This is a genomic window from Microbacterium sp. 3J1 (assembly GCF_001049495.1).
Taxonomy (GTDB): Bacteria; Actinomycetota; Actinomycetes; order Actinomycetales; family Microbacteriaceae; genus Microbacterium.
This window is the reverse complement of sequence record NZ_CDWI01000011.1, coordinates 951,591-973,786: the sequence shown is the minus strand read 5'-3', so window position 1 is coordinate 973,786 and position 22,196 is coordinate 951,591. Positions and strand designations below refer to the sequence as shown.

At 69.5% G+C, this 22,196-nt stretch carries 21 protein-coding genes and 1 tRNA gene; 8 read left to right on the top strand and 14 right to left on the bottom strand.

Annotated elements, in window-relative coordinates; genetic code table 11:
* Positions 1-13: 13 nt before the first annotated feature.
* Both BN2660_RS13745 and BN2660_RS13740 read right to left on the bottom strand, forming a co-directional pair.
* Complete coding sequence (locus BN2660_RS13745) at positions 14-838, bottom strand: undecaprenyl-diphosphate phosphatase (RefSeq protein ID WP_091233137.1); 825 nt, start codon at positions 836-838, stop codon at positions 14-16.
* A gap of 41 nt (positions 839-879) precedes the next feature.
* Complete coding sequence (locus BN2660_RS13740) at positions 880-2,175, bottom strand: M20/M25/M40 family metallo-hydrolase (protein WP_091233133.1); 1,296 nt, start codon at positions 2,173-2,175, stop codon at positions 880-882.
* A gap of 113 nt (positions 2,176-2,288) precedes the next feature.
* Here BN2660_RS13740 and BN2660_RS13735 point away from each other — a divergent pair.
* A tRNA-Leu gene (locus tag BN2660_RS13735) sits at positions 2,289-2,371 on the top strand.
* Between the two features lie 85 nt (positions 2,372-2,456).
* On the opposite strand, the gene BN2660_RS13730 is transcribed toward BN2660_RS13735, so the two are convergent.
* Together BN2660_RS13730 and BN2660_RS13725 are read right to left on the bottom strand one after the other, a co-directional pair.
* Positions 2,457-3,554, bottom strand: a complete 1,098-nt coding sequence (locus BN2660_RS13730; RefSeq protein ID WP_091233129.1) for a VIT1/CCC1 transporter family protein — start codon at positions 3,552-3,554, stop codon at positions 2,457-2,459.
* A gap of 134 nt (positions 3,555-3,688) precedes the next feature.
* Positions 3,689-5,431: a DEAD/DEAH box helicase gene (locus tag BN2660_RS13725; RefSeq protein ID WP_091233127.1), complete on the bottom strand. Its 1,743-nt coding sequence runs from the start codon at positions 5,429-5,431 to the stop codon at positions 3,689-3,691.
* 146 nt (positions 5,432-5,577) lie between these two features.
* Here BN2660_RS13725 and BN2660_RS13720 point away from each other — a divergent pair, with 146 nt between their 5' ends.
* Positions 5,578-6,408, top strand: coding sequence for an SGNH/GDSL hydrolase family protein (locus BN2660_RS13720; protein WP_091233124.1), 831 nt, complete (start codon positions 5,578-5,580; stop codon positions 6,406-6,408).
* A 21-nt stretch (positions 6,409-6,429) separates the two neighbouring features.
* Here BN2660_RS13720 and BN2660_RS13715 read toward each other — a convergent pair whose 3' ends face one another.
* Positions 6,430-7,233, bottom strand: coding sequence for a TrmH family RNA methyltransferase (locus BN2660_RS13715; protein ID WP_091233120.1), 804 nt, complete (start codon positions 7,231-7,233; stop codon positions 6,430-6,432).
* A gap of 83 nt (positions 7,234-7,316) precedes the next feature.
* Between BN2660_RS13715 and BN2660_RS13710 the strand changes: the two genes are divergently transcribed.
* The gene (locus BN2660_RS13710) at positions 7,317-8,156 is read left to right on the top strand and encodes a Sir2 family NAD-dependent protein deacetylase (RefSeq protein WP_091233117.1); all 840 of its coding nucleotides are present in this window, start codon (positions 7,317-7,319) and stop codon (positions 8,154-8,156) included.
* Positions 8,153-8,740 carry a histidine phosphatase family protein gene (locus tag BN2660_RS13705; RefSeq protein WP_091233113.1) on the top strand — a complete coding sequence of 196 codons (588 nt, stop codon included), beginning with the start codon at positions 8,153-8,155 and terminating at the stop codon, positions 8,738-8,740. Before BN2660_RS13710 ends, BN2660_RS13705 begins: the two co-directional genes overlap by 4 nt.
* Before the next feature lie 43 nt (positions 8,741-8,783).
* Here the strand turns inward: BN2660_RS13705 and BN2660_RS13700 are convergent, their stop codons facing one another.
* From BN2660_RS13700 to BN2660_RS13680, 5 genes are read right to left on the bottom strand one after another with little or no spacing between them, the layout of a single operon-like run.
* Entirely contained in the window at positions 8,784-9,590 is an 807-nt protein-coding gene (locus tag BN2660_RS13700; RefSeq protein ID WP_091233110.1) for an HpcH/HpaI aldolase/citrate lyase family protein, read from the bottom strand.
* Entirely contained in the window at positions 9,587-10,078 is a 492-nt protein-coding gene (locus BN2660_RS13695) for a MaoC family dehydratase (RefSeq protein WP_091233108.1), read from the bottom strand. The genes BN2660_RS13700 and BN2660_RS13695 overlap by 4 nt, the downstream gene beginning before the upstream one ends.
* 9 nt (positions 10,079-10,087) lie before the next feature.
* A complete protein-coding gene (locus BN2660_RS13690; RefSeq protein WP_091233105.1) occupies positions 10,088-11,236 on the bottom strand; it encodes an acyl-CoA dehydrogenase family protein in 1,149 nt (382 codons plus the stop codon).
* On the bottom strand, positions 11,236-13,143 hold the full coding sequence (locus tag BN2660_RS13685) for an acetyl/propionyl/methylcrotonyl-CoA carboxylase subunit alpha (protein ID WP_091233102.1): 1,908 nt from the start codon (positions 13,141-13,143) through the stop codon (positions 11,236-11,238). Before BN2660_RS13685 ends, BN2660_RS13690 begins: the two co-directional genes overlap by 1 nt.
* 5 nt (positions 13,144-13,148) lie before the next feature.
* A complete protein-coding gene (locus tag BN2660_RS13680; RefSeq protein ID WP_091233099.1) occupies positions 13,149-14,702 on the bottom strand; it encodes a carboxyl transferase domain-containing protein in 1,554 nt (517 codons plus the stop codon).
* Between the two features lie 109 nt (positions 14,703-14,811).
* Here BN2660_RS13680 and BN2660_RS13675 point away from each other — a divergent pair, with 109 nt between their 5' ends.
* Complete coding sequence (locus BN2660_RS13675) at positions 14,812-15,405, top strand: TetR/AcrR family transcriptional regulator (protein WP_091233095.1); 594 nt, start codon at positions 14,812-14,814, stop codon at positions 15,403-15,405.
* On the opposite strand, the gene BN2660_RS13670 is transcribed toward BN2660_RS13675, so the two are convergent.
* Genes BN2660_RS13670 through pdhA form a run of 3 tightly spaced genes read right to left on the bottom strand, consistent with a single transcriptional unit; the run spans position 15,398 to position 18,887 of the window.
* Positions 15,398-16,762, bottom strand: a complete 1,365-nt coding sequence (locus tag BN2660_RS13670) for a dihydrolipoamide acetyltransferase family protein (protein ID WP_091233092.1) — start codon at positions 16,760-16,762, stop codon at positions 15,398-15,400. The genes BN2660_RS13675 and BN2660_RS13670 overlap by 8 nt on opposite strands.
* The gene (locus tag BN2660_RS13665) at positions 16,759-17,769 is read right to left on the bottom strand and encodes an alpha-ketoacid dehydrogenase subunit beta (RefSeq protein ID WP_091233088.1); all 1,011 of its coding nucleotides are present in this window, start codon (positions 17,767-17,769) and stop codon (positions 16,759-16,761) included. Before BN2660_RS13665 ends, BN2660_RS13670 begins: the two co-directional genes overlap by 4 nt.
* A 2-nt stretch (positions 17,770-17,771) precedes the next feature.
* Positions 17,772-18,887, bottom strand: coding sequence for a pyruvate dehydrogenase (acetyl-transferring) E1 component subunit alpha (gene pdhA, locus BN2660_RS13660; protein ID WP_091233085.1), 1,116 nt, complete (start codon positions 18,885-18,887; stop codon positions 17,772-17,774).
* Between the two features lie 171 nt (positions 18,888-19,058).
* Here pdhA and BN2660_RS13655 point away from each other — a divergent pair, with 171 nt between their 5' ends.
* Positions 19,059-19,532 (top strand): Lrp/AsnC family transcriptional regulator, encoded by a 474-nt coding sequence (locus BN2660_RS13655; protein WP_067118000.1) that lies wholly within the window; start codon positions 19,059-19,061, stop codon positions 19,530-19,532.
* On the opposite strand, the gene BN2660_RS13650 is transcribed toward BN2660_RS13655, so the two are convergent.
* Positions 19,504-20,403, bottom strand: coding sequence for an alpha/beta fold hydrolase (locus tag BN2660_RS13650; RefSeq protein ID WP_091233082.1), 900 nt, complete (start codon positions 20,401-20,403; stop codon positions 19,504-19,506). The genes BN2660_RS13655 and BN2660_RS13650 overlap by 29 nt on opposite strands.
* Before the next feature lie 77 nt (positions 20,404-20,480).
* On the opposite strand from BN2660_RS13650, the gene BN2660_RS13645 reads away from it, so the two are divergent.
* Both BN2660_RS13645 and BN2660_RS13640 read left to right on the top strand, forming a co-directional pair.
* The gene (locus BN2660_RS13645) at positions 20,481-21,212 is read left to right on the top strand and encodes an exonuclease domain-containing protein (RefSeq protein WP_091233079.1); all 732 of its coding nucleotides are present in this window, start codon (positions 20,481-20,483) and stop codon (positions 21,210-21,212) included.
* 6 nt (positions 21,213-21,218) lie between these two features.
* Complete coding sequence (locus BN2660_RS13640) at positions 21,219-22,148, top strand: helix-turn-helix transcriptional regulator (protein ID WP_091233076.1); 930 nt, start codon at positions 21,219-21,221, stop codon at positions 22,146-22,148.
* The last annotated feature ends 48 nt before the right edge of the window (positions 22,149-22,196 follow it).

The following is a 22,196-nucleotide window of genomic DNA, read 5'->3' as shown; positions in this document are numbered from 1 at the left end:
GCCCGGGCGACGCTCAGGCGGCGATGACGCCGGTGCCCAGCAGGATCAGCAGCACGGTGCCCAGCGCGATCCGGTAGATCACGAAGGGGAGGAAGCTCCGCTTCGAGATGAAGTTCATGAAGAACGCGATCACGGCGAGGGCGACGACGAAGGCGATGCCGGTCGCGGCGAGGGTGTCGCCGAACGAGAAGAACGACGGCTCGTTCCAGCTCTTGAAGACCTGGTAGAACCCGCTTCCGAAGACGGCGGGGATCGCGAGCAGGAAGGCGTAGCGGGCGGCGGCCGCGCGCTCGTATCCGAGGAACAGACCCATCGTGATCGTGCCACCCGACCGCGAGACGCCCGGGATCAGGGCGAGGGCCTGCGCGAAGCCGTAGGCGACACCATGCGGGTACGTCAGCTGATCGAGCTTGCGCCGCTTCGCTCCGACATGGTCGGCGATCCCGAGGAGGATTCCGAACACGATCAGCATGATCGCGACGATCCACATCGACCGGAAGACGGTCTCGATCTGGTCCTGGAAGAGGAGCCCGAGGATCACGATCGGAATGCTGCCGATGATGATCATCCATCCCATGCGCGCGTCGGGATCCGTGCGCGGCGCCTTGCCCGTCAGCGACCGGAACCACTGCGTGATGATCCGCACGATGTCGCGCCAGAAGAACACGACCACCGCAGCCTCGGTGCCGATCTGCGTGATGGCGGTGAACGCCGCCCCCGGGTCCTCGCCTGAGGGCAGGAAGGTGCCGAGGATGCGCAGGTGGGCGCTGGAGGAGATCGGCAGGAACTCGGTGAGCCCCTGGACGATCCCGAGGATGAGCGCTTCGAAGAGATGCATGGAAAAGCCTTCTGAGTAGGAGCAGCGCGGCTGAGAGGAGCTCAGTACCTACGCAGCAGATCGGCCAGCACCCGCTGACCGAAGACAAGCGATTCTACGGGCACACGCTCGTCGACCCCGTGGAACATGCCCGTGAAATCGAGGTCGGCGGGCAGGCGCAGCGGCGCGAAGCCGTAGCCCGTGATGCCCAGCGCGGCCAGCGCCTTGTTGTCGGTCCCGGCGCCCAGGAGGTACGGGATCACCGGGACTCCCGGATCGTGTCTGCCGAGGCTCGCGACCATCGCCTCGACGAGGTCGCCTTCGAAAGGCGTCTCCATCCCGATGTCACGCACGACCGTCTGGATCTCGATGTCGGCCCCGACGATCTCCTGCAGCTCGGCGAGGACATCGTCCTCCGTGCCGGGGATCACCCGCACGTCGATCAGCGCCTCGGCGCGCTCCGGGATAACGTTGTGCTTGTAGCCGGCGGTCAGTGCCGTCGGGTTCGTCGTCGTCCGGAACGAGGACCGGAGGAACGCTTCGGCAGAACCAGCCGCCGACGCCAGCGCGTCGGGGTCGTCGGCGGAGCGCCCGGTGAGGTCGCTCAGCCCCCGCAGCAGAGCCTCCGTCGTGGGTGTGAGACGGATCGGCCAGCGCGTGCGTCCGATGGCGGCGACGGCCTCGGCGAGGCGCGTGACGGCGTTGTCATCGTGGAGTCGGCTGCCGTGCCCGGCGCGCCCCTTGGCCACGAGGCGGATCCAGATGAGAGCCTTCTCCCCCACCTGCAGCAGGTAGGCGCGCCGATCGTCCACGGTGATCGAGTATCCGCCGACCTCGCTGATCGCCTCGGTCGCTCCCTCGAACCACTCCGGCCGGTGCTGCACGACGAGCGCCGAACCCTCGACGCCGCCGTTTTCCTCGTCGGCGAAGAAGGCGAGCACGAGATCGCGCTCCGGCTGCTCGCCCGCCCGCAGGATGTCGGCGACGGCGGTGAGGATCATCGCGTTCATGTTCTTCATGTCCACGGCGCCGCGTCCCCACAGCATCCCGTCTTCGACGACGCCGGCGAAGGGGTCGACCGTCCAGTCCTCGGGCATGGCGGGGACAACGTCGAGGTGTCCGTGCACGACGAGCGCGGGCTTGCTGCGGTCGCGGCCCGCGACGCGAGCCATGACGTTCGTGCGCCGCGGGACGGGCTCGTAGTACTCGACGGCGAGACCGAGCGCCTCCAGATAGGCACCCACGTACTCGGCGGCCTCCCGCTCCCCCTTCGCGTTGCCGCCGCCGAAGTTCGACGTGTCTATGCGGATCAGGTCGCTCGCGATGCGGACGACCTCGGGCAACGAGGGTTCGGTCATACCCTCCAGGCTATCGAAACCGGTCGGCGCGCCCGGGCGACGCCGTCGGTTTCTGAGTGCCCGTCCGCGCGTGCTAATGTAAATCTTCGTTCGGCAACGGACATCCAACACCTGCGCGGGTGGCGGAATGGTAGACGCGCTACGTTGAGGTCGTAGTGCCCGTAAGGGCGTGGGGGTTCAAGTCCCCCTCCGCGCACAGGATGAGCCCCGGAAGATCGTGAGATCTCCCGGGGCTTTCTCGTTGCCCGGCGATCAGGCAGGCCGAGCGGGCGCCGCCATGCTCACACCGCGCCGACCCCGAACGCGAGCCCGAGGGCATAGGTGATCGCCGCGGCGCCGAATCCGATCGCGAGCTGGCGGAGAGCCCGGCGCAGGGGCGGCCCGCCCGAGAGGATGCCGACCATCGCCCCCGTGCTGAGGAGTGCGATGCCGACCAGCACGAGCGCGACGATCACCGCTGTGGTTCCCTGCAGACCGAAGATCCACGGCAGGACGGGGATGACGGCCCCCGACGCGAACAGCAGGAAGCTCGAGACGGCGGCGGCCCAGTCGCTTCCGACGATGTCGTGGTCGTCGGCCCCGTGGACGCGGACCGGACCGGTCGCCGTGCGCTCGACACCTGCGCGGGCGGCCGCCACGATGCGACTGGCACGCTCCAGCGCCTCGTCCGGGCTCAGGCCCCGTGCGCGATACACGAGGGCGAGTTCGTTCTCGTCGATGTCGAGATCCGCCGCGGAGGCGTCCGCGTCATCGTTGGCCTCTGTCGCGGCGAGCAGCTCACGCTGAGAGCGCACGGAGACGAACTCCCCCGCTCCCATCGACAGGGCGCCGGCGAGCAGACCGGCGATCCCGCTGAACAGGACGAATCCCGAGCTCGCGCCCGTGGCGCCGATGCCCAGCACGAGGGCGAGGTTGCTGACCAGCCCGTCGTTGGCGCCGAAGACCGCCGCGCGGAACGACCCCGAGAGCCGCCGGCGTCCACGGGCGGCGAGGCCGCGGACCACCTCGTAGTGCACCTTCTCGTCGGCGCGCATCGCGGGTGTCGCGTACTCCTCGGAGTCGTACGGCGAACGGGCTTCGGCAGACTGCGCGAGCGCGAGGACGAAGATCGACCCGAAGCGCCCCGCCATCCAGCCGAGGAGACGGGAGCGGACGCCCGCACGCGGCAGCCGGGCCGGCTCGGCGCCGAGCAGGTCGAGCCAGTGATTCTCATGACGTCGCTCGGCGTCCGCCAGGCTCAGGAGGATGTCGCGCTCCTCCCCCGTGCGGCGGCGGGCGAGGTTCTGGTACACGGCCGCCTCGGCGCGCTCCTCGACGAGATAGCGCGCCCAGCGGCGGCGGTCGGCGGCGGTGGGCTCAGCGGCAGCGGGGGCTGTCATTCGTTCTCCTGTGACATGGGGCCCCGAGACAGGGCAACCGTTCAACGCTAGCCGCGGGCGGTCGCGGTCGAGCCCTCCGGAGCGTGATTGCCAGCTTTTCGGGCCTCCGAACCGGCTTCGCGACTCGTCGGCGCTCAGGAGCGGACGCGCTTGCGGAGCACGTCGATGCGCGATTGCAGCTGCGTCACCGTCGCCTGTGCGACGGCGGGCCCACCGCAGATGCGGCGCAGTTCCGCGTGCACGGCTCCGTGAGGCTCGCCCTTCTGCCTGGCGTACAGCCCGACCAGGCTGTTGAGGAGCTGGCGCTGCTCGCGCAGCGTGCGATGCAGCGGAGCGGGCAGGGTCGTGGTCTCCGTCGGCGGTGCGGTCGCCTCGCGCGCCTCGCGCAGACGCGATTGGCGTGCCTGCCGCTGCATGAGCAGCTCGTGCACATGCTCGGGCTCAAGGAGCCCGGGGAATCCGATGAACTCCTCCTCCTCCGGAGTGCCGGGCTCGGCGAGCTGCCCGAACTCCTGCCCCTCGAACACCACACGGTCGAAGTGGGCGACGGACGACAGCGCCTGATAGCTGAACTCCTGCGTCAGGGCGTCGGACGTCTCCTCCTCTCGGTTGGCGCTCTCGAGCAGGGAGTCCTCGAGGCCGTCGTCGTCCTTCGACTGGCGGTCGAGCGCGTGATCGCGCTGCTTGTCCATCTCGTTCGCGAGTCCCATGAGCACAGGGACCTGCGGGAGGAAGACACTGGCGGCCTCGCCGCGGCGACGCGCCCGAACGAAGCGGCCGATCGCCTGGGCGAAGAACAGCGGCGTCGAGGACGACGTGGCGTACACGCCCACCGCGAGCCGGGGGACGTCGACGCCCTCGGAGACCATCCGGACCGCGACCATCCATCGCGCGTCACTCGCGCTGAACTTCTCGATGCGCTCGGATGCCGTCGCATCGTCGGAGAGCACGACCGTCGGCTGCTGACCCGTGATGCTGTGGAGGATCTTCGCATAGGCGCGGGCGACGGTCTGGTCGGTCGCGAGAACGAGCCCGCCGGCATCCGGGACGTGGTGTCTGATCTCGGTGAGGCGGCGGTCGGCGGCCGACAGCACCGCCGGCATCCACTCGCCTTCGGGGTCGAGCGCCGTGCGCCACGCCTGCGAGGTGACGTCCTTCGTGTTGTCCTGGCCGAGGTGCGTCTCGAGCTCGTCGCCCGTGGACGTGCGCCATCGCATCTTGCCGGCGTACATGTGGAAGAGGACCGGCCGGACGACGCCGTCGGCGAGAGCCCGACCGTAGCCGTAGTTGTAGTCGGTGCGAGAGATCCGGGCACCGGACTCGTCGGGGTGGTACTCCACGAACGGGATGGGAGCGGTGTCGCTGCGGAACGGCGTGCCGGAGAGCAGGAGCCGTCGTCTGGCCGGTCCGTACGCGTCGCGGATGGCATCGCCCCAGCTGAGCGCGTCGCCGCCGTGGTGCACCTCGTCGAGGACGACGAGTGTCTTCGCGTCCTCTGTGAGATGCCGATGCACCGACGACTTGGCCGCCACCTGGGCGTAGGTCACGACGGCGCCGTGATAGTGCCTCGCAGGGGCCCAGTCGCTGTTCCGAAAGCGGGGGTCGAGGCGGATGTGCACGCGCGCCGCCGCGTCGGCCCACTGCGTCTTCAGATGCTCCGTCGGGGCGACCACGATGATGCGATCGACTTCGCCCATGCGCATGAGCTCGACCGCCAGTGTGAGCGCGAAAGTCGTCTTGCCGGCGCCGGGCGTGGCCGCCACGAGGAAGTCCCGCTGATCCGCCTGGAAGTACTGTTCGAGGGCCTCCTGCTGCCATGCGCGCAGCTTGTTCGCGGTTCCCCATGGGGCGCGCTGAGGAAAGGACGGAGAAAGCATCGAGTCAACGATAAGCGCTGCCACGGACACTCGGTGCGCCGACCGGAACCGCCGCGCGCGCCTCCCGGACGATCGTCGGGCCGAGTAGGCTCGGTCACTGCGCCGCCGCCATCGATGGGCAGCGCTCGTTCGCGAAGGAGAGCTGGATGACCGACCAGGATTCGACCCGGACCCCGTACGTCGACGACAACGAGACCGTGCACCCGTGGCGACGCTTCGTCGCGGTGGGCGACTCGTTCACCGAGGGCATCGGCGACCCCGATCCGACGGTGCCGGGCGGCCATCGAGGCTGGGCTGATCGCGTCGCCGAGGTGCTGTCGCGCCAGGTCGACGACTTCGCGTACGCGAACCTGGCGGTCCGCGGCAAGCTGATCGCGCAGATCGTGCACGATCAGATCGAGCCGGCGGTCGCGCTCCGACCCGACCTCGTCTCGATCTGCGCGGGCGGGAACGACGTCATCCGCCCCGGCACGGATCCGGATGCCATCGCCTCCCAGCTGGAGGGTGCCGTCGCGCGGCTCGCGTCCACGGGCGCCACAGTCCTGCTCTTCACCGGGATCGACACGGGATTCACCCCCGTCCTCCGGCCATTCCGTGGCAAGGTGGCGATCTACAACGAGAACCTGCGTGCGATCGCCGACCGGCACGACTGCATCGTCGCCGATCAGTGGGCGCTCAAGGTCGTGCAGGACATGCGCTTCTTCGACGTCGACCGTCTGCACTTCAACTCGCTCGGTCACCACGAGGTCGCCCGGATGGTGCTCAGGGCGCTGAACGTCCCGAACGACCTCGAGCCGATGCAGCCGGAGCCGATCCCGCTGCGCACCTGGCGGGAGGCTCGGGGTGAGGATCTGGGCTGGGCCCGCGAGCATCTGGTGCCGTGGGTGCTGCGGCGACTCCGCCATCAGTCGTCGGGGGATCACATCGCCGCGAAGCGTCCGGAGCCCGCTCCCATGGTCTTCCCCGAGCCGCGCTGACCAGGGGCGCCGTTCCGGCGTTCAGCTCTCGGACAGCGCCCACAGCGCGACCGCCGCGGCGGACGCCACGTTGAGCGAATCCACGCCCCCGCGCATCGGGATGGTGACCACGGTGTCGGCGCGGGCGAGCGCCTCGGGTGAGAGGCCCTCACCCTCCGAACCCATCATGAGAGCGACGTGGTCCGGACGCGTTCGCGCGAAGTCCCGAAGCGACACGGCGTCGTCAGCGAGCGCGAGAGCGGCGATCGAGACTCCGGCGGCGTGAAGCTCGGACACGGCCGCGTCCCAGTTCGGGATGCGCGTCCACGGCACCTGGAACACCGTGCCCATGCTCACGCGCACGCTCCGGCGGTAGAGCGGATCCGCGCATCGTGGCGAGACGAGGACGGCGTCGGCGCCGAGCCCCGCCGCGGCCCGGAACGCCGCGCCGATGTTCGTGTGATCCCCGATGTCCTCCAGGATCAGGATCAGGGAGGCGCCGTCGATGATCGAGGCGACGGACGGCAGGGCCGGCCTGTGCATGGAGGCGAGGGCGCCCCGATGAACCGCGAATCCGGCGACGCTCTCCGCCACCGCATCGGGAACCACGAAGACAGGGACGTCGTGATCGGACATGATCTCCCGGATGCCGTCGAGCCACCGTTGCTGCACCATCACCGCACGAGGCCGGTGCCCTGCGAGGACCGCGCGCCGGATGACCTTCGCGGACTCGGCGATGTAGAGCCCGCCGGCGGGTTCGCTGGCGCTGCGCAGCGCGACGTCGGTCAACCCGCGGAAGTCGTCGAGTCGAGGGTCGTCGGCGTCGGTCACGTGCAGGATGTCCACCCGCTCCACTCTGCCACCTGGGAGTCGGTCTCCCGGCGGCCCCGTCGCCGCGCACGACGTAGACTCGAACCGAGGGAGGTCCTGTGAGCGAAACGAGTCCGGTCGAGCTGTCGACCACGGTCGCTCGCACCGCCGAACTGCTCAGAGGACGCCGCATCGCCCTCCTCACCGGAGCCGGGATCTCGACCGATTCCGGCATCCCCGCCTACCGCGGCGAGGGGGCACGCACCCGTTCCGACCCCATGACGATCCAGCGGTATCTCGGGGACGAAGCCGCTCGACGCCGGTACTGGGTCGGCGGTCACCTGGGCTGGCGGGCGTTCGCGCGTGCGGAGCCCAACCCGGGCCACCGTGCTCTCGCCGAGATGGAGGCGTCGGGTCTCGTCACCGGCGTCATCACGCAGAACGTCGACGGTCTGCATCTTCGAGCGGGCAGTTCCCGCGTCATCGAGGTCCATGGGACCATGCGCAGGGTGTCGTGCCTGCACTGCGGACAGATCTTCGACCGTCGCGACATCGCATCGCAGATCGAAGAGCTCAACCCGTGGATCACGGTGCCCGAGAACGTCAAGCTCGCGCCGGACGGCGACGTGCTCCCGGAGAGCACCGACGGGTTCGTCGTGCCGACCTGCACGGTCTGCGGCGGGATGCTGAAGCCGGACGTCGTGTTCTTCGGAGAGTACGTCCCGCAGGACCGCTTCCGCGCCGCCGAGTCCCTTCTGCGATCGAGCGACGCGTTGATCGTCGCGGGTTCGTCACTCGTCGTGAACTCCGGCGTTCGTCTCGTCGAACGTGCGCGCCGCCGCAGCATCCCCCTCGTCATCATCAACCGCGAGCCGACGCGCGCGGATGTCTGGGCCGATGTCACCATCGCGGCAGGCACCAGCGACGTCCTCCCCGCGATCCAGGAGATCCTTCAATGACCCTGCTCACCCTCGTCCGGCACGGACAGACCGACTGGAACCTCGCTCGCCGCATCCAAGGATCGACGGACGTGCCGCTCAACGAGAAGGGCCGCGCCGATGCTCGTGCGGCTGCGACGCACCTCACGGGCGCCGTCCATCACGCCATCTACGCCAGCCCGCTGCTGCGGGCGAGGGAGACCGCGGAGATCATCTCCGCCCAGCTCGGCCTCGAGCCGCCCGTGCTCGTGCCCGATCTGCGGGAGCGCGAGTTCGGCGAGGGCGAGGGTCTGCTCGTCTCGGAGTACATCGAGCGCTACGGCGACTGGTCGGCGCCCGTCCCCGGCGCCGAGACGCTGGAGGGTGTCGCGGACCGCGCGCTGGACGCCCTGGACGCCATCGCCCTCGATTCCCGTCGACGATCGACGCCGGCGGCGGAATCGGTGATCGTGGTGGCCCACGGAGGCGTCATCCGCGCGCTCATCGACCACGTCTCCGGAGGCACGCTTCCGCGGCCGGGCGAGGTCATCGCCAACGGGTCGGCTCACCGTTTCGAGGCATCACCCGGATCCCTGCGACTCCTCGAGCAGAACGTCCTCCTCTGAACGCGTGATGCGAACGGACGGCGTGAGACCCACACCGACCGACTCACACCGCGCGGGCGAGCACCGACCGCGCATGGCGCAGCACCGGTTCGTCGATCATGCGCCCCTCGAAGCGGAACACGCCGCGCTCGGTCTCCGAGGCCGTGAGCACCGCGCGCGCCCAGCGCACCGCCTCCGCACCGGGCGCGTACGCCGCGCGGATCACCGCCACCTGACGGGGATGGATGCACGCCGTCGCTGCGAACCCGGATGCCGCGGCATCCGTCGCCTCACGCTCGAGACCGTCGATGTCGTCGATGTCGATGTGCACGGCATCGATCGCGGACTTGCCGTGCGCGGCCGCCTGGAGCAGAACCCGTGACCGGGCGTAGCGGGCGATGTCGCGATACTCGCCGCTCGGAAACCGGCTGGACGTGCCACCGAGAGAAGCGACCAGATCTTCCGCACCCCACATCAGAGCCACCACGCGCGGATGCGCCGCGATCTCCTCGGCGGCATGGATCCCGCGCGCCGTCTCGCACAAGGCGATGACCGAGTAGCGCTCGTCGAACGCCGACAGTCCCGCGGCGCGCTCGCTCTTCGCGAGCATCACCGTGCGGAACCCGGTGCGGGCGAGGGCGGCGAGGTCCGCCTCGAATTCGTCGGTGTCCGCGGCATTGACCCGCACGATGACGCGCTCGGGATTCAGGTCTGCCGCGATGATGTTCTCGCGAGCCTCCGCCTTGGCGTCTGCGCGCACAGCGTCCTCGAGGTCGAGGATGACCGCGTCCGCCTTCTCCAGTGCACCGCGGAAGCGCTCCGGTCGATCGGCGGGGCAGAACAGAAGGGCGGGTCCGTGCACGAAGGTCATGGCGTTCTCTCCGGAGGCAGGCAGTGCACCAGCACCGAACGGGTGGCGGTGGCCACGACGACGTCGTGCTGATTGCGCCCGGTGTGCACGACGGTCACGATGCCCTGGCCGGGCCGAGAGGCTGAGAGTCGCTTCTCGACGATCACACTCTCGGTGTAGAGGGTGTCCCCCGCGAACATCGGATGCGGGAAGGTGATCTCGCCGAGACCCAGCTGGGCGACCAGGGTCCCCTGCGTGAGCTGGGCCACGGAGGCCCCCACCATCGTCGACAGCGTCCACATGGAGTTGATCAGGCGCGCCGAGAACGGCTGCTGGGCGTCGGCGAACGCCGCGTCGAGGTGCAGGGCCTGGGTGTTCATCGTCAGCGTCGTGAAGAGGACGTTGTCGGCCTCCGTCGCCGTACGACCAGGACGATGGACGTACCGGGCGTCCGTGTCGAACTCCTCGAAGTAGAGCCCGCGCTGGATGATGTCGTGCCGCTCGGTCATGCTGACACGCTACCCGGCGAGGCCCAGGGCCCGCGCGATCACGAGCAGCTGCACCTCGGTGGTTCCCTCGCCGATCTCGAGGATCTTCGAGTCGCGGTAGTGGCGGGCGACGGGGAACTCGTTCATGAACCCGTTCCCGCCGAAGATCTGGGTGGCGTCGCGCGCATTGTCCATCGCCGCCTCGCCGGCCACGAGCTTGGCGATGGCCGCCTGCTCCGCGAACGGGCGCCCGCTGTCGCGGAGCCGAGCCGCATGATGCCAGGCGAGACGAGCGGTGTGGACGCGGGCGCGCATCCGGGCGAGAGTGAACTGCGCGTTCTGCCGGGTGGCCAGGGCGCTGCCGAAGATGGTGCGACTCTTGGCGTAGTCGACCGCCGCTTCGAGGCAGCCTTCCGCCGCACCCGTAGACAGAGCGGCGATGGCGATGCGCCCCTCATCGAGGATGCTCAGGAAGTTGCGGAACCCGCTCCCCCGCTGCCCGAGCAGATTTCCTGCCGGCACGCGGACGCCGTCGAAGGTGAGCGGATGCGTGTCGGACGCGTTCCACCCGACCTTGTCGTACGGTGCCTCGACGGTGAATCCCGGCGTGCCGTTGGGCACGATGATGGTCGAGATCTCCTTGCGACCGTCCTCGCTGCCCGTGACGGCGGTGACCGTGACGAATCGGGTGATGGGGGTGCCCGAGTTCGTGATGAACTGCTTCGTGCCGTCGATCACCCACTCGTCGCCGTCCTGCCGCGCGGTGGTCCGGGTGGCTCCCGCATCGCTCCCCGCCTCGGGCTCCGTCAGTCCGAAACCCGCGAGTGCGCGGCCGGCGAGGAGGTCGGGCAGGAGGTCCTGCTTCTGATCCTCGGTGCCGAAGCGGAAGACGGGCATCGCACCGAGACTGACTCCGGCTTCGAGCGTGATGGCGATCGACTGGTCGACTCGGCCGAGCGCCTCGATGGCGAGCCCGAGCGCCATGTAGTCGCCGCCCTGTCCTCCGTACTCCTCGGGGAACGGCAGCCCGAACAGCCCCAGCTCCCCCATCTGCGCCACGACCTCCATCGAGAGCGTGTGCGTGCGGTCGGCCTCGTACGCCTGCGGCGCGACGACGCTCTCGGCGAAGTCGCGCACCATCGAGGCGAGCTCGCGCTCCTCGTCGGTCAGCTGATCCATCATCGGTCTTCCTCCGTCGTCATTCGAACCACCACTTGATCCCGCCGGACCTGGTCTCCCACAGCCACCAGGATCTGCACCCTGCCGCCCTGCGGGGCGAGCACCTGGTGCTCCATCTTCATCGCCTCGATGGAGACGAGCGGCGTCCCCGCCGTGACGTCGGCTCCCTCCGAGACGTGCACGGCGACGACGCTGCCCGGCATCGGGGCGACGCCCTCGGGACCGTGCGAGCGGCCGGTGCCACTCCGCTCGGCGAGTCTGCGGAACATCCTGCGTCTGCGATCGATCGGCCGCAGACGCACGCTGCTGCCGTCGCGGCTGACCCAGACCGCACCCTCGTCGTCCGTGGCCGCGCGTCCGCGTGCGACGACGCCCGTCGGCGCGTCGTGCACCTCTCCGTCGTCGGCCTCGAACGCCACGGAGATCGCCGACGGCGTGCTGAGCGCGCGCCACACGGCTCCGGCGCGCGCGACGCTGCGCTCCGATGCCCCGGATTCTCTCTCCGCCAGCAGGTGAGCTCGTGCCGCGGCGAGCAGGGATGGCGGCGGCGCCTCGCTGCTCAGCGGCAGCAGGGTCTCGATGAGGCCCGTGTCGAGGTCGCCGGACCGCACTCGTTCGTCGCGGCACAGCCGCCTGAGGAACCCGATGTTGGTCTCGACGCCGAGCACGACCGTACGGCTGAGAGCCTCGTCGAGCCTGCGGAGCGCCGTCGTCCGATCGGCCGCATGCGCGATGATCTTGGCGATCATCGGGTCGTAGAACTCCGTCACCATGGAGTCCGTCTCCACCGCGGCGTCGACCCTCACACCTGTCGGCGCCTCGAAGAGCAGCACCCGCCCCGTGGAGGGGAGGAAACCCCGCTCCGGCGACTCCGCGTAGATGCGGGCCTCGACGGCATGCCCGCGGATCGGCGGCGGCGGTGCGAGGCGATCCCGAGAGGCGACCGCGATCTGCATCGCGACGAGATCGAGACCGGTGACCTCCTCGGTCACGGGGTGCTCGACCTGCAGACGCGTGTTCATCTCGATGAAGAAGAACTGGTCCGGGCGGTCGGCATCGACGAGGAACTCCACCGTCCCCGCGCCGACGTAGGCGACGCTCTTCGCGGCATCGACGGCGGCCTCGAGGAGTCGTTCCCGCGTCGCGTCGGGGATGCCCGCCGACGGAGCCTCCTCGATCACCTTCTGATGCCGTCGCTGCAGTGTGCACTCCCGCTCTCCGAGAGCTATCGCCGTTCCGTGAACGTCTCCGAACACCTGCACTTCGATGTGCCTCGGCCGCCGGATGAGCCGTTCCAGGATGAGCGCGTCGTCGCCGAAGGCCGCCGACGCGACGCGACGGGCAGAGGCGAGAGCGCGCGGGAGGGCCGCCGCGTCCTCGACGATCTCCATGCCCTTGCCCCCGCCGCCGGCGCTGGGCTTGATGAGGAGCGGGAATCCGACCGCGGCGGCCTCTTCTGCGATCTCTGCGTCGGAGAGTCCCCTGGCATCGAATCCCGGGACGACCGGGACCCCGGATCTCGCCACGTGCTCGCGGGCCTTCGCCTTGTCCCCCATGATCTGCAGAGCGTCGATCGAGGGACCGATGAAGACGATCCCCGCCTCGGTGCACGCCGCCGCCAGGGCCGCGCTCTCCGAGAGGAATCCGTAGCCGGGGTGGATCGCGCGGGACCCGGTGGATCGGGCCGCGGCGATCACCGCATCGATGTCCAGGTAGGACCCGGACGCGGAGGCTCCGCCGATGCGCACGGCGTCATCGGCCTCACGCACGTGCGGCGCCCCTGCGTCGGCATCGCTGTACACGGCGACGCTGCGGATGCCGAGCGCGCGGAGCGTCCGGATGATCCGGCGCGCGATCTCGCCACGGTTCGCGACGAGGATGGTGTCGAAGTGCAAGAGGTCGGTCATGTCCGTCACATCCTGAAGAGGCCGAAGTGCGGGTCCGGAAGCGGGCTTCGCGAGACGACATCGAGCGCGAGGCCCAAGAGGTCGCGAGTCTGCTCCGGATCCACGATGCCGTCGTCCCAGAGGCGCGCCGTGGCGTAGTACGGCTCCCCCTGGGTCTCGTACTGCGATCGGATCGGCGCCTCGAACTCGGCGCGCTCCTCGGCGCTCCATCCTCGGCCCTGCGCCTCGAGCTGGTCCTCTTTGACGGTGCCGAGCACGGACGCCGCCTGCGCTCCGCCCATCACCGATATACGGCTCGCCGGCCACGTCCAGAGGAAGCGGGGCGAGTACGCCCGGCCGCACATCGAGTAGTTGCCCGCCCCGAAGGACCCGCCGATGATGACGGTGAGCTTGGGCACTCGTGTGCTCGCGACGGCGGTGACCATCTTCGCTCCGTCCTTCGCGATGCCGCCGGCCTCCGCCTCCGATCCGACCATGAAGCCGGAGATGTTCTGCAGGAACAGCAGAGGGATGCCGCGCTGGTCGCAGAGCTCGATGAAGTGCGCGCCCTTGAGCGCCGACTCGCCGAACAGGACCCCGTTGTTCGCGACGATGCCGATCGGATGACCGTGCAGCCGAGCGAACGCGGTCACGAGCGTCGTCCCGTACTCGGCCTTGAACTCCCGCAGCGATTCCGCGTCGACGAGTCGGTCGATGACCTCGTGGACGTCGTATGCCGCGTTCACATCCACCGGGACGACGTCGTAGACGGAACCCGTCACGGCGGGCGCCCTCGACTCCTGGACGTCCCATGCCGGAGCGAGCGGGGCGGGGAGCGTCGCGACGATGTCGCGCATGATCTCCAGCGCGTGCTCGTCGTCGTCCGCGAGGTGGTCGACGACGCCGCTTCTCCGGGCGTGCAGCTCGCCCCCTCCGAGCTCCTCGGCCGAGACGATCTCTCCGATCGCTGCCTTCACCAGGGGCGGCCCGCCGAGAAAGATGGTCCCCTGGCCCCGCACGATGATCGTCTCATCGCTCATCGCGGGGACGTACGCCCCTCCCGCGGTGCACGATCCGAGCACGGCGGCCACCTGCGGGATTCCCTCGGCGGACATCCGTGCCTGATTGTAGAAGATGCGTCCGAAGTGCTCACGGTCGGGGAAGACCTCGTCCTGTTTCGGCAGGAACGCTCCGCCGGAATCGACCAGGTAGAGGCAGGGCAACCGGTTCTCGAGGGCGATCTCCTGCGCGCGCAGGTGCTTCTTCACCGTGAGCGGGAAGTAGGTTCCGCCCTTGACCGTGGCGTCGTTGCAGACCACCATGACGTGCCGTCCGTGCACGAGCCCTATCCCCGCGATGACGCCGGCACCGGGCGCTTCTCCCCCGTACATGCCCTCGGCGGCGAGGGGCGCGATCTCGACGAAGGGGCTGCCCTCGTCGAGCAGCCGGGCGACCCGGTCGCGCGGCAGCAGCTTGCCCCTGGCGAGATGGCGATCCCGTGAGGTGTCAGACCCTCCGCGGGCAGCGGCGGCGAGCCGGGCGCGCAGCTCGGCCGCCAGGGATTCCTGGGTGACGGGCATCGTGTGTCCTCCTCGACCCACGGGGCGCGCCACCTGCTCTGGCGCGCGCGATGCTTCTTCGGTTAGTGTTCACTAACCCGATCATTCAGGTTAGCGAGGATTAACTGAGATGACAACCCCGGTCACGTCCCGCGATCGAGCGAAGGCCGAGCGCTCGGACGCGATTCTGCGCGAGGCCGCGCGTCTCTTCGCCGAGCACGGGTACAACGGCGTCAGCCTGGAGGACATCGGGGCCGCGGTCGGGGTGTCGGGCCCAGCCGTCTACCGCCACTTCGCCGGCAAGCAGGCACTGCTGGGTGCCGTGCTCGTGAAGGTCAGCGAGGACCTCGTCGAGGGAGGGGCACGGGTCGCCTCCGACGACCGCTCGGCAGAAGAGCGGATGCGGGCACTGATCGACTTCCATGTGGGGTTCGCGCTCGGGCATGCCGACGTGATCCGGGTGCATGACCGGGAGGTGGCACAGCTCGCATCGATCGACCATGCCGAGGTGCGGCGTCTGCAGCGCGCCTACATCGAACTGTGGATCGCGACGCTCGCGCCCCTCGTCGACGCCGACCCCGACGAGCTGCGACTCCGCGTCCAGGCGTGCTTCGGTCTCATCAACTCGACACCGCACAGCACCCGCGCGGCGTCGCGCGGGCGCTCCACCACCGCGCGGGTCCTGGGCGCGATGGCGGAGTCCGCACTCCGCGCGACTACCTGAGCAGCATCGCGCGCCCCGGCTCCTGCAGGATGTCGGCGACGTCCTTGAGGAATCGAGCGCCTTCTGCGCCGTCGACCACACGATGATCGAACGACAGGCTCAGCGTCATGACATCGCGCAGGGCGATCTCTCCACGGTGCTCCCAGGGCTGGCGTCGGATCGCCCCCACCGCGATGATCCCGGACTGCCCCGGCGGGAGGATCGGCGTGCCGGCGTCGACCCCGAACACCCCGATGTTGGAGATCGAGAACGTGCCTCCGGCCAGGTCCGAGGGAGGCGTCTTCCCTGCCCGGGCGGTCGTCGCGAGAGCGGCGACCGCGTCGGCGAGATCCGACAGGGTCAGCGTCTCCGCGTCGCGGATGATGGGGACGATGAGTCCGCGCTCCGTCGCTGCAGCGATGCCGAGGTCGACGAACCCGTGCTGGACGATCTCGCCCGCCGCGTCATCCCACCTCGAATTGAGCCCCGGTGTGCGGGGCAGCGCGAGGCATACGGCCTTGGCGACGACGGCGAGCGGCCCGATGCGATGCCCGTCGAGCGAGCGGTCGGCCCGCAGCGATGCGAGGAGCTCCATCGTCGCCGTCACGTCGACCGTGTGGAACACCGTCACGTGCGGCGCGGTGAAGGCACTCTCGACCATCGCCGCGGCCGTGTGCCTGCGCACTCCGCGAACGGGAATGCGGGTCTCCGGTCGGCCGTCGCCCGCGACGAAGGACGGTCGCGACGGTCGGCCGGCGTCCACCGACGGCGCGGTGCCGCCGCCTCCGGTGCCGACCCTCTCCGCGTAGTCGTCGATGTCGGCACGGGTGATGATGCGGTCGCCGACAGCGGCCGCGACGAGAACGAGGTCGACCCCGAGCCGTTTCGCGTATGCCCGCACAGGCGGGGTCGAGCGCGGTCGTTCGACGACCTCTTCGACGCTGGGCGCAGGTGTCGCATCGTGCGGGGCGGCTTCGAGGACGGCTGTGTCGACCGCTCGACCGGCCGCGGCGGCGCGCCTCGCCCGGCGCTGCGGACGACCCTGCGAAGACGGAGCGGCGCCGTAGCCGACGAGATTCGGCTGCTGCGCCTCTCCCCCGGCGGCAGCGGACGACGCCGACTGCGAAGCGCCATCCGCCCCCTCCACGTCGAAGGCGATGAGGGGTGCCCCGACGGCGACCGTGTCACCGGCACCGGCGTGCAGGGTCGACACGACGCCTTCGTACGGCGACGGCAGCTCGACGACGGCCTTCGCCGTCTCGACCTCGGCGAGCGTCTGGTTCAGTGCGACCGTGTCACCGGGCGCGACGAGCCACTGCACCACCTCGGCCTCGGTGAGACCCTCGCCGAGATCGGGAAGTCGGAACTCGGCGATCATGCGTCTGCTCCCGTCAGGCTGTTCGGGCGATCGAGGACACGGTCCACCGCATCCAGAAGTCGGTCGAGGTCCGGCAGATGGAACTTCTCGAGCTTCGCCGGCGGGTAGGGCACATCGTGCCCGGTGACGCGCAGCGGCGCGGACTCGAGGTACTCGAAGCACCGTTCGGTGAGGCTCGCTATGACCTCGGCTGCCACGCCGGCTTCGCGCGACGCCTCGTGGGCGACCACCACGCGGCCCGTCTTGCGGACCGATGCCGCCACCGAGTCGTAGTCGACCGGCGACAGGGACCGCAGGTCGATGACCTCGAGCGACACTCCCTCGTCTGCGGCGGCCTCCGCGGCATCCATCGCGGTCGCGACCATCGCCCCGTATGCGATGAGTGTGGCGTCCGTGCCGGTACGCACGACGCGCGCGAGGCCCATCGGCGGAGCATCCGCGAGCGGGGCGTCGAGGTCGACCTCGCCCTTGTGATGGTAGAGCCGCTTGGGTTCGAAGAAGATGACCGGGTCATCCGAGGCGATCGCCTGACGAAGGCTGCGGTAGGCGTCCTCCGGATTCGACACGGCGATGACACGAAGACCGGCGGTGTGCACGAAGTACGCCTCCGGGGACTCGGAATGATGCTCGGCGGCACCGATGCCGCCCGCCCACGGGATCCGGATGGTGATCGGCATCCGGACGCGTCCCTGGGTGCGATAGTGGAGCTTCGCGACCTGCGCGACGATCTGATCGAAGGCCGGGTAGACGAAGCCGTCGAACTGGATCTCCACCACTGGACGGTACCCGCGGAAGGCCAGTCCCACGGCGGTACCGACGATTCCCGATTCGGCGAGCGGGGTGTCGACGACGCGGGCGGCCCCGAACTCGTCGAGCAGGCCGTCCGTGATGCGGAAGACGCCGCCGAGCTTTCCGATGTCCTCGCCGAGAAGGACGACCCTGTCGTCATCGTGCATGGCCTGCCGCAGGCCCGCCCCGAGAGCCTTGCCGAGTGTGAGCTCCGTCATGGTCAGACCTCGCCGTCGAACGAGGCGAGGTAGGCGGCGTACTCCGAGCGCTGGCGCTCGAGACCGGAGTGCGGTTCCGCGTACACGCCGTCGAAGACCGCCAGCGGCGGCCTCGTCACCATGCCGAGGCACTCCGCGCGCATCTCGCGAGCCATCGCGTCGGCTGCGGCCTCGGTCTCGGCGACGTGCTCGTCGCTCAGCTCTCCGAGCGCACGCAGGTGCGCTTCCAGGCGGGCGATCGGATCCCGTCTGCGCCACTCCTCGAGCTCGTCGTCGTTCCGATACCGGGTGGGGTCGTCCGCGGTGGTGTGGGGGCCCATCCGGTAGGTGACGGCCTCGATGTAGGTCGGTCCCTTGCCGGACCGCGCGTGCTCCAGCGCCCACCGCATCGCGGCGAGGCACGCGAGCACGTCGTTGCCGTCGACCCTCAGGCTGGGGATGCCGAAGCCGGGGGCGCGCCCCGCGATCGGGTACTGCGACTGCACGGCGACGGGCTCCGAGATCGCCCAGTGATTGTTCTGGCAGACGAAGACGACGGGGACGCGGTAGGACGATGCGAAGATCATCGCCTCGTTGACATCTCCCTGGCTGGTGGCGCCGTCGCCGAAGTAGGTGACGGCCACCTCGTCGGTGCCGTCGTGGCTGATGCCCAGCGCGTAGCCGACGGCGTGGAGGGTCTGTGCCCCGATGATGATCTGCAGTGGCGCCACCCGGAGCGCGTTCGGGTCGTGACCGGCACCCTCTTCTCCCCGCCACATCCGCACGAAATCTCCCGGCGCCGCGCCGCGCGCGTAGATGACGCCGGTCTCGCGGTAACTCGGGAACACGAAGTCCTGCGGCTCGAGAGCGCGGGCGGTTCCGATCTGGGTCGCCTCCTGGCCCCTGCACGGCGCCCACAGACCCAACTGCCCCTGGCGCTGCAGAGCCACGCCTTCGGCGTCGATGCGGCGCAGCACGACCATGTCGCGGTGGAGAGCGCGGAGATCCTCGGCGCTCAGGTCGGAGACGAAACGGTCGAGCTGCGGGTTCGCGATGCGCGTCCCGTCGGGCTGGAGGATCCGCTCGGAGAGCTCGAGGTCCTGCTCCGTATCGACGATCGGAGTGATCTGGGGTGACATCGGTGTCCTCCTCGTTCGTGGCCGCCCTCGTGAGGCTCCGCACGTGACCACCGGCGTCGTCGCCGGCTTGATCTGAGGGTACGTCCGCTCAGCACCTCGCTCAAGCAATGAGCGGCGGCTTGAGCATGTTGCCAAATTCGGAGGGGTGCACCCCTGCTACTCTTTGGCACTATGGCCGGACTTGACCGCATCGATCTGGAACTGCTCGCCGCACTCGCCGACGATCCCCGCATCACGATCGTCGCTCTCGCCGAGAATCTGGGGCTGTCGCGGAACACCATCCAGGCCCGGATGAGCCGCCTCGAGCAGACCGGGATCTTCCTCTCCTACGAGAGATCCTTCTCGACCGACGTGCTCGGTTTCCCCCTGCAGGCCTTCGTGAGCATCGGGGTGCGTCAGACCGAGCTGCCTCGCATCATCAACGAGCTCGCCCGCATCCCGGAGATCGTGCAGGCGCACGGGCTCAGCGGATCGATCGATCTGCTCGCCCGGGTGGCCTGCCGCGACGCGCGGCACCTCTTCGACACCGACGCGCGGATCCTGTCCATCGAAGGCGTCGAGCGCACCGAGACGTCACTCGCCATGGGCGAGGTGATCCCCTTCCGCGTGGCGGGGCTCATCGGTCTCGCGCGACGGGAATCCTGAGGAATCGACGAACGGCGCCCGCGGCTTCGGCGGGCGTCTCGTAGTGGATCAGATGACCGACGTCGGCGATCTCCACGAGTGAGGCATCAGGGAAGCGGGTGACGAGCTCGCGCTCGACCTCGATCGGCGTGATGTCGTCGCGCTGAGCGGCGATGAGGAGTGTGGGGACGTCGATCGACGCGGCGAACTCGCTGACGTCGTGCGACACGCTCGTCACGAACGCGTCACGGAGCACGTCGCGGTCGGCGAATCGCGAGAAGTAGGTGTCGTGCTGGTCGTGGATGAATCGGCGCAGATCGCGGTCCGTGGTCTTGGCCATCGCGATGCTCATCACCCGCACGATCAGTCCGTTCCGCAGCACCGCGGTGCCCAGCCGCTCGGGCAGTCGGGCTCCCAGCGCGTAGTAGAGCACTGCGAGGCGGGTCATGATGCCCTTGGGTCCCTCGAGCGCCGGCGCTCCGATGGGATTGATCAGGATGAGACGAGGCGTGTCGAGTCCCCCCGCCACGGCGGCCGACGCGACGATCGAGCCGAACGAGTGCCCGAGGATGACGGCGCCCGGCGCCACGGTTGCTGCGAACTCCGCGAGCCAGCCGCTGTACTCGTCGAGGTCGTACGTCCGCTCCTCCGCCGGCGCGCTCTCGCCGAACCCCGGGAGGTCGGGGGCGATCACGCGCAGTTCGGGGAGGAACGCGAGCACGGACTCGAGGCCGTGATGCTCCCCCCGGAAGCCGTGGACGGCGATCACGGTCGTATCCGCGTCGGCGGGTCCGTACACCCAGTAGGCCGTCGTCGCTCCCCGTACCTCCACCTCTGAGCGGACGACCGGCAGACGGCGCAGCCGGTCGGCGTAGGGCGAGGGAACAGTCACGTGCTCAGTCTACGAGTGGCGAGCACGGTGGCCACGCCTCCTCCGCGATGTCCGAGGTCGGCTCTAGCGTGGCTACCATGCCCGCGCTCCCGCCCCTTCCCGACTGGGTGACGCGCGTCGGGGTCTTCGACCTGGAGACCACGGGAGTCGACGTCGAGAGCGACCGGATCGTCACGGCGCACGTCGGTCTTCTCGATGCACACGGGCGCGAGATCGCCGCACGGGACTGGTTCGCGGATCCCGGCATCGACATCCCCGCGGGTGCGACCGCCGTGCACGGGATCACGACCGCGCAGGCCCGCAGTCACGGCCGCCCGGTGGGCCAGGTCGTCGCCGAGGTCATCGCGGCCCTGCGCTCCCTGCTGGCGCAGGGCGTTCCGGTCGTGGCCTACAACGCGTCCTACGACTTCTCGCTCCTCGCGAATGAGGCGCGACGACACGGCGTGATCCCCCTGGATGATCCGTCGCCGATCATCGATCCACTGGTCATCGACAAGGCGTACGATAGATACCGACCTGGAAAGCGCACGCTCCAGGTCGTCGCCGCGCTCTATGCCGTGAGCCTCGAAGACGCTCATGAGGCAGCTGCAGATGCGGTGGCCGCAGGCCGAGTCGCCCAGGCTCTGGCCCGTCAGTTCGCTCTGCCCGAGACGCTGGCGGAACTGCACACGAGTCAGATCGGATGGGCTCGCGCCCAAGCAGCGAGCCTCACCGAGTACTTCATCCGGATCGGCCGGATCGAGCCCGACGATCGGCTCGACGGGACCTGGCCGGTACGACCATCACCACACCGTGAACACAGGAGGTAGACACGGATGCAGTTCCGAACCCGAGACGTCTCTCTCGTGGAGTCCACCTGGAAGCAGTTCGTGCCGTCCGCCGTGCTGCATGACGTGGATCCCCGCCGTTTCCTGTTCGACTGGCACTCTGCCGACCTCGGCGCCGCCAGCCTGGTCCGCTATGACCTCGCGGCCGAGGTGCGTTCCACGGCGGAGCCGCACGACCAGTTCCTCGCCTGCCGCGTCGCCGGTCCGGACGTGCGTGTCTGGTCCGATCGCGGCGACCTGAACCCCACGAGTCCATGGATCTCCGACGGTCCTCGCGTGCACGCCCAGTGGGAACGCGGAGCGCGGGTCACCGCCCTCGTGTTCGAGCGGGACGCGCTCCAGCAGCTGGCTCGACGGATCAGCGGCGACGACACCCTCTCCCTGCACGTCGCCGAGCTCGCACCGAAGAGCGAACAGGCCTCCGCGGCGTGGAATCGCATGTTCTCGTATCTCGAATCCAGCGCTGCCGCCCTCGATGACGACGACCACGTCGTGCGGGCGGAACTCGGCAGACACGCCGCCGCGACCACCCTGACGTCGTTCACGACCTCGATCGAGAAGAACCGGCATCGCTCCGCGCAGTCGGCCCCGGCTCCGGCGACGGTGCGGAGGGCGCTGGACTTCATCGCCGAGAACGCACACCGCCCGATCACCGTGGATGATGTCGCCGGGGCTGTCCACATGTCGACCCGGGGCCTGCAGTACGCATTCCGTCGCGCGCTCGACATGACACCGGCCGAATGCCTCAAGCAGGCGCGCCTCGACGGCGCGCACCGCGACCTGCGCTCCGGGGCCCCGTCGACCGTCGCGGCGATCGCGCGACGATGGGGCTTCTCCCACCCGTCTCGATTCGCCGTCGCCTATCGCGACGCGTTCGGCGTGCTCCCCTCGGTGACCGCGGGTACGCACCGGCGATGACATTTCGCGAATGAACTCTTCGCATCGATCGCGCGTCGTGGTGCGGAG

Excerpts from the sequence above, each read along its gene's own strand:
- BN2660_RS13745 (WP_091233137.1), bottom strand. The coding sequence starts at position 838 with ATGCATCTCTTCGAAGCGCTCATCCTCGGGATCGTCCAGGGGCTCACC.
- BN2660_RS13740 (WP_091233133.1), bottom strand. The coding sequence starts at position 2,175 with ATGACCGAACCCTCGTTGCCCGAGGTCGTCCGCATCGCGAGCGACCTG.
- BN2660_RS13730 (WP_091233129.1), bottom strand. The coding sequence starts at position 3,554 with ATGACAGCCCCCGCTGCCGCTGAGCCCACCGCCGCCGACCGCCGCCGC.
- BN2660_RS13725 (WP_091233127.1), bottom strand. The coding sequence starts at position 5,431 with ATGCTTTCTCCGTCCTTTCCTCAGCGCGCCCCATGGGGAACCGCGAAC.
- BN2660_RS13720 (WP_091233124.1), top strand. The coding sequence starts at position 5,578 with ATGACCGACCAGGATTCGACCCGGACCCCGTACGTCGACGACAACGAG.
- BN2660_RS13705 (WP_091233113.1), top strand. The coding sequence starts at position 8,153 with ATGACCCTGCTCACCCTCGTCCGGCACGGACAGACCGACTGGAACCTC.
- BN2660_RS13700 (WP_091233110.1), bottom strand. The coding sequence starts at position 9,590 with ATGACCTTCGTGCACGGACCCGCCCTTCTGTTCTGCCCCGCCGATCGA.
- BN2660_RS13695 (WP_091233108.1), bottom strand. The coding sequence starts at position 10,078 with ATGACCGAGCGGCACGACATCATCCAGCGCGGGCTCTACTTCGAGGAG.
- BN2660_RS13690 (WP_091233105.1), bottom strand. The coding sequence starts at position 11,236 with ATGGATCAGCTGACCGACGAGGAGCGCGAGCTCGCCTCGATGGTGCGC.
- BN2660_RS13685 (WP_091233102.1), bottom strand. The coding sequence starts at position 13,143 with ATGACCGACCTCTTGCACTTCGACACCATCCTCGTCGCGAACCGTGGC.
- BN2660_RS13680 (WP_091233099.1), bottom strand. The coding sequence starts at position 14,702 with ATGCCCGTCACCCAGGAATCCCTGGCGGCCGAGCTGCGCGCCCGGCTC.
- BN2660_RS13675 (WP_091233095.1), top strand. The coding sequence starts at position 14,812 with ATGACAACCCCGGTCACGTCCCGCGATCGAGCGAAGGCCGAGCGCTCG.
- BN2660_RS13670 (WP_091233092.1), bottom strand. The coding sequence starts at position 16,762 with ATGATCGCCGAGTTCCGACTTCCCGATCTCGGCGAGGGTCTCACCGAG.
- BN2660_RS13665 (WP_091233088.1), bottom strand. The coding sequence starts at position 17,769 with ATGACGGAGCTCACACTCGGCAAGGCTCTCGGGGCGGGCCTGCGGCAG.
- pdhA (WP_091233085.1), bottom strand. The coding sequence starts at position 18,887 with ATGTCACCCCAGATCACTCCGATCGTCGATACGGAGCAGGACCTCGAG.
- BN2660_RS13655 (WP_067118000.1), top strand. The coding sequence starts at position 19,059 with ATGGCCGGACTTGACCGCATCGATCTGGAACTGCTCGCCGCACTCGCC.
- BN2660_RS13645 (WP_091233079.1), top strand. The coding sequence starts at position 20,481 with ATGCCCGCGCTCCCGCCCCTTCCCGACTGGGTGACGCGCGTCGGGGTC.
- BN2660_RS13640 (WP_091233076.1), top strand. The coding sequence starts at position 21,219 with ATGCAGTTCCGAACCCGAGACGTCTCTCTCGTGGAGTCCACCTGGAAG.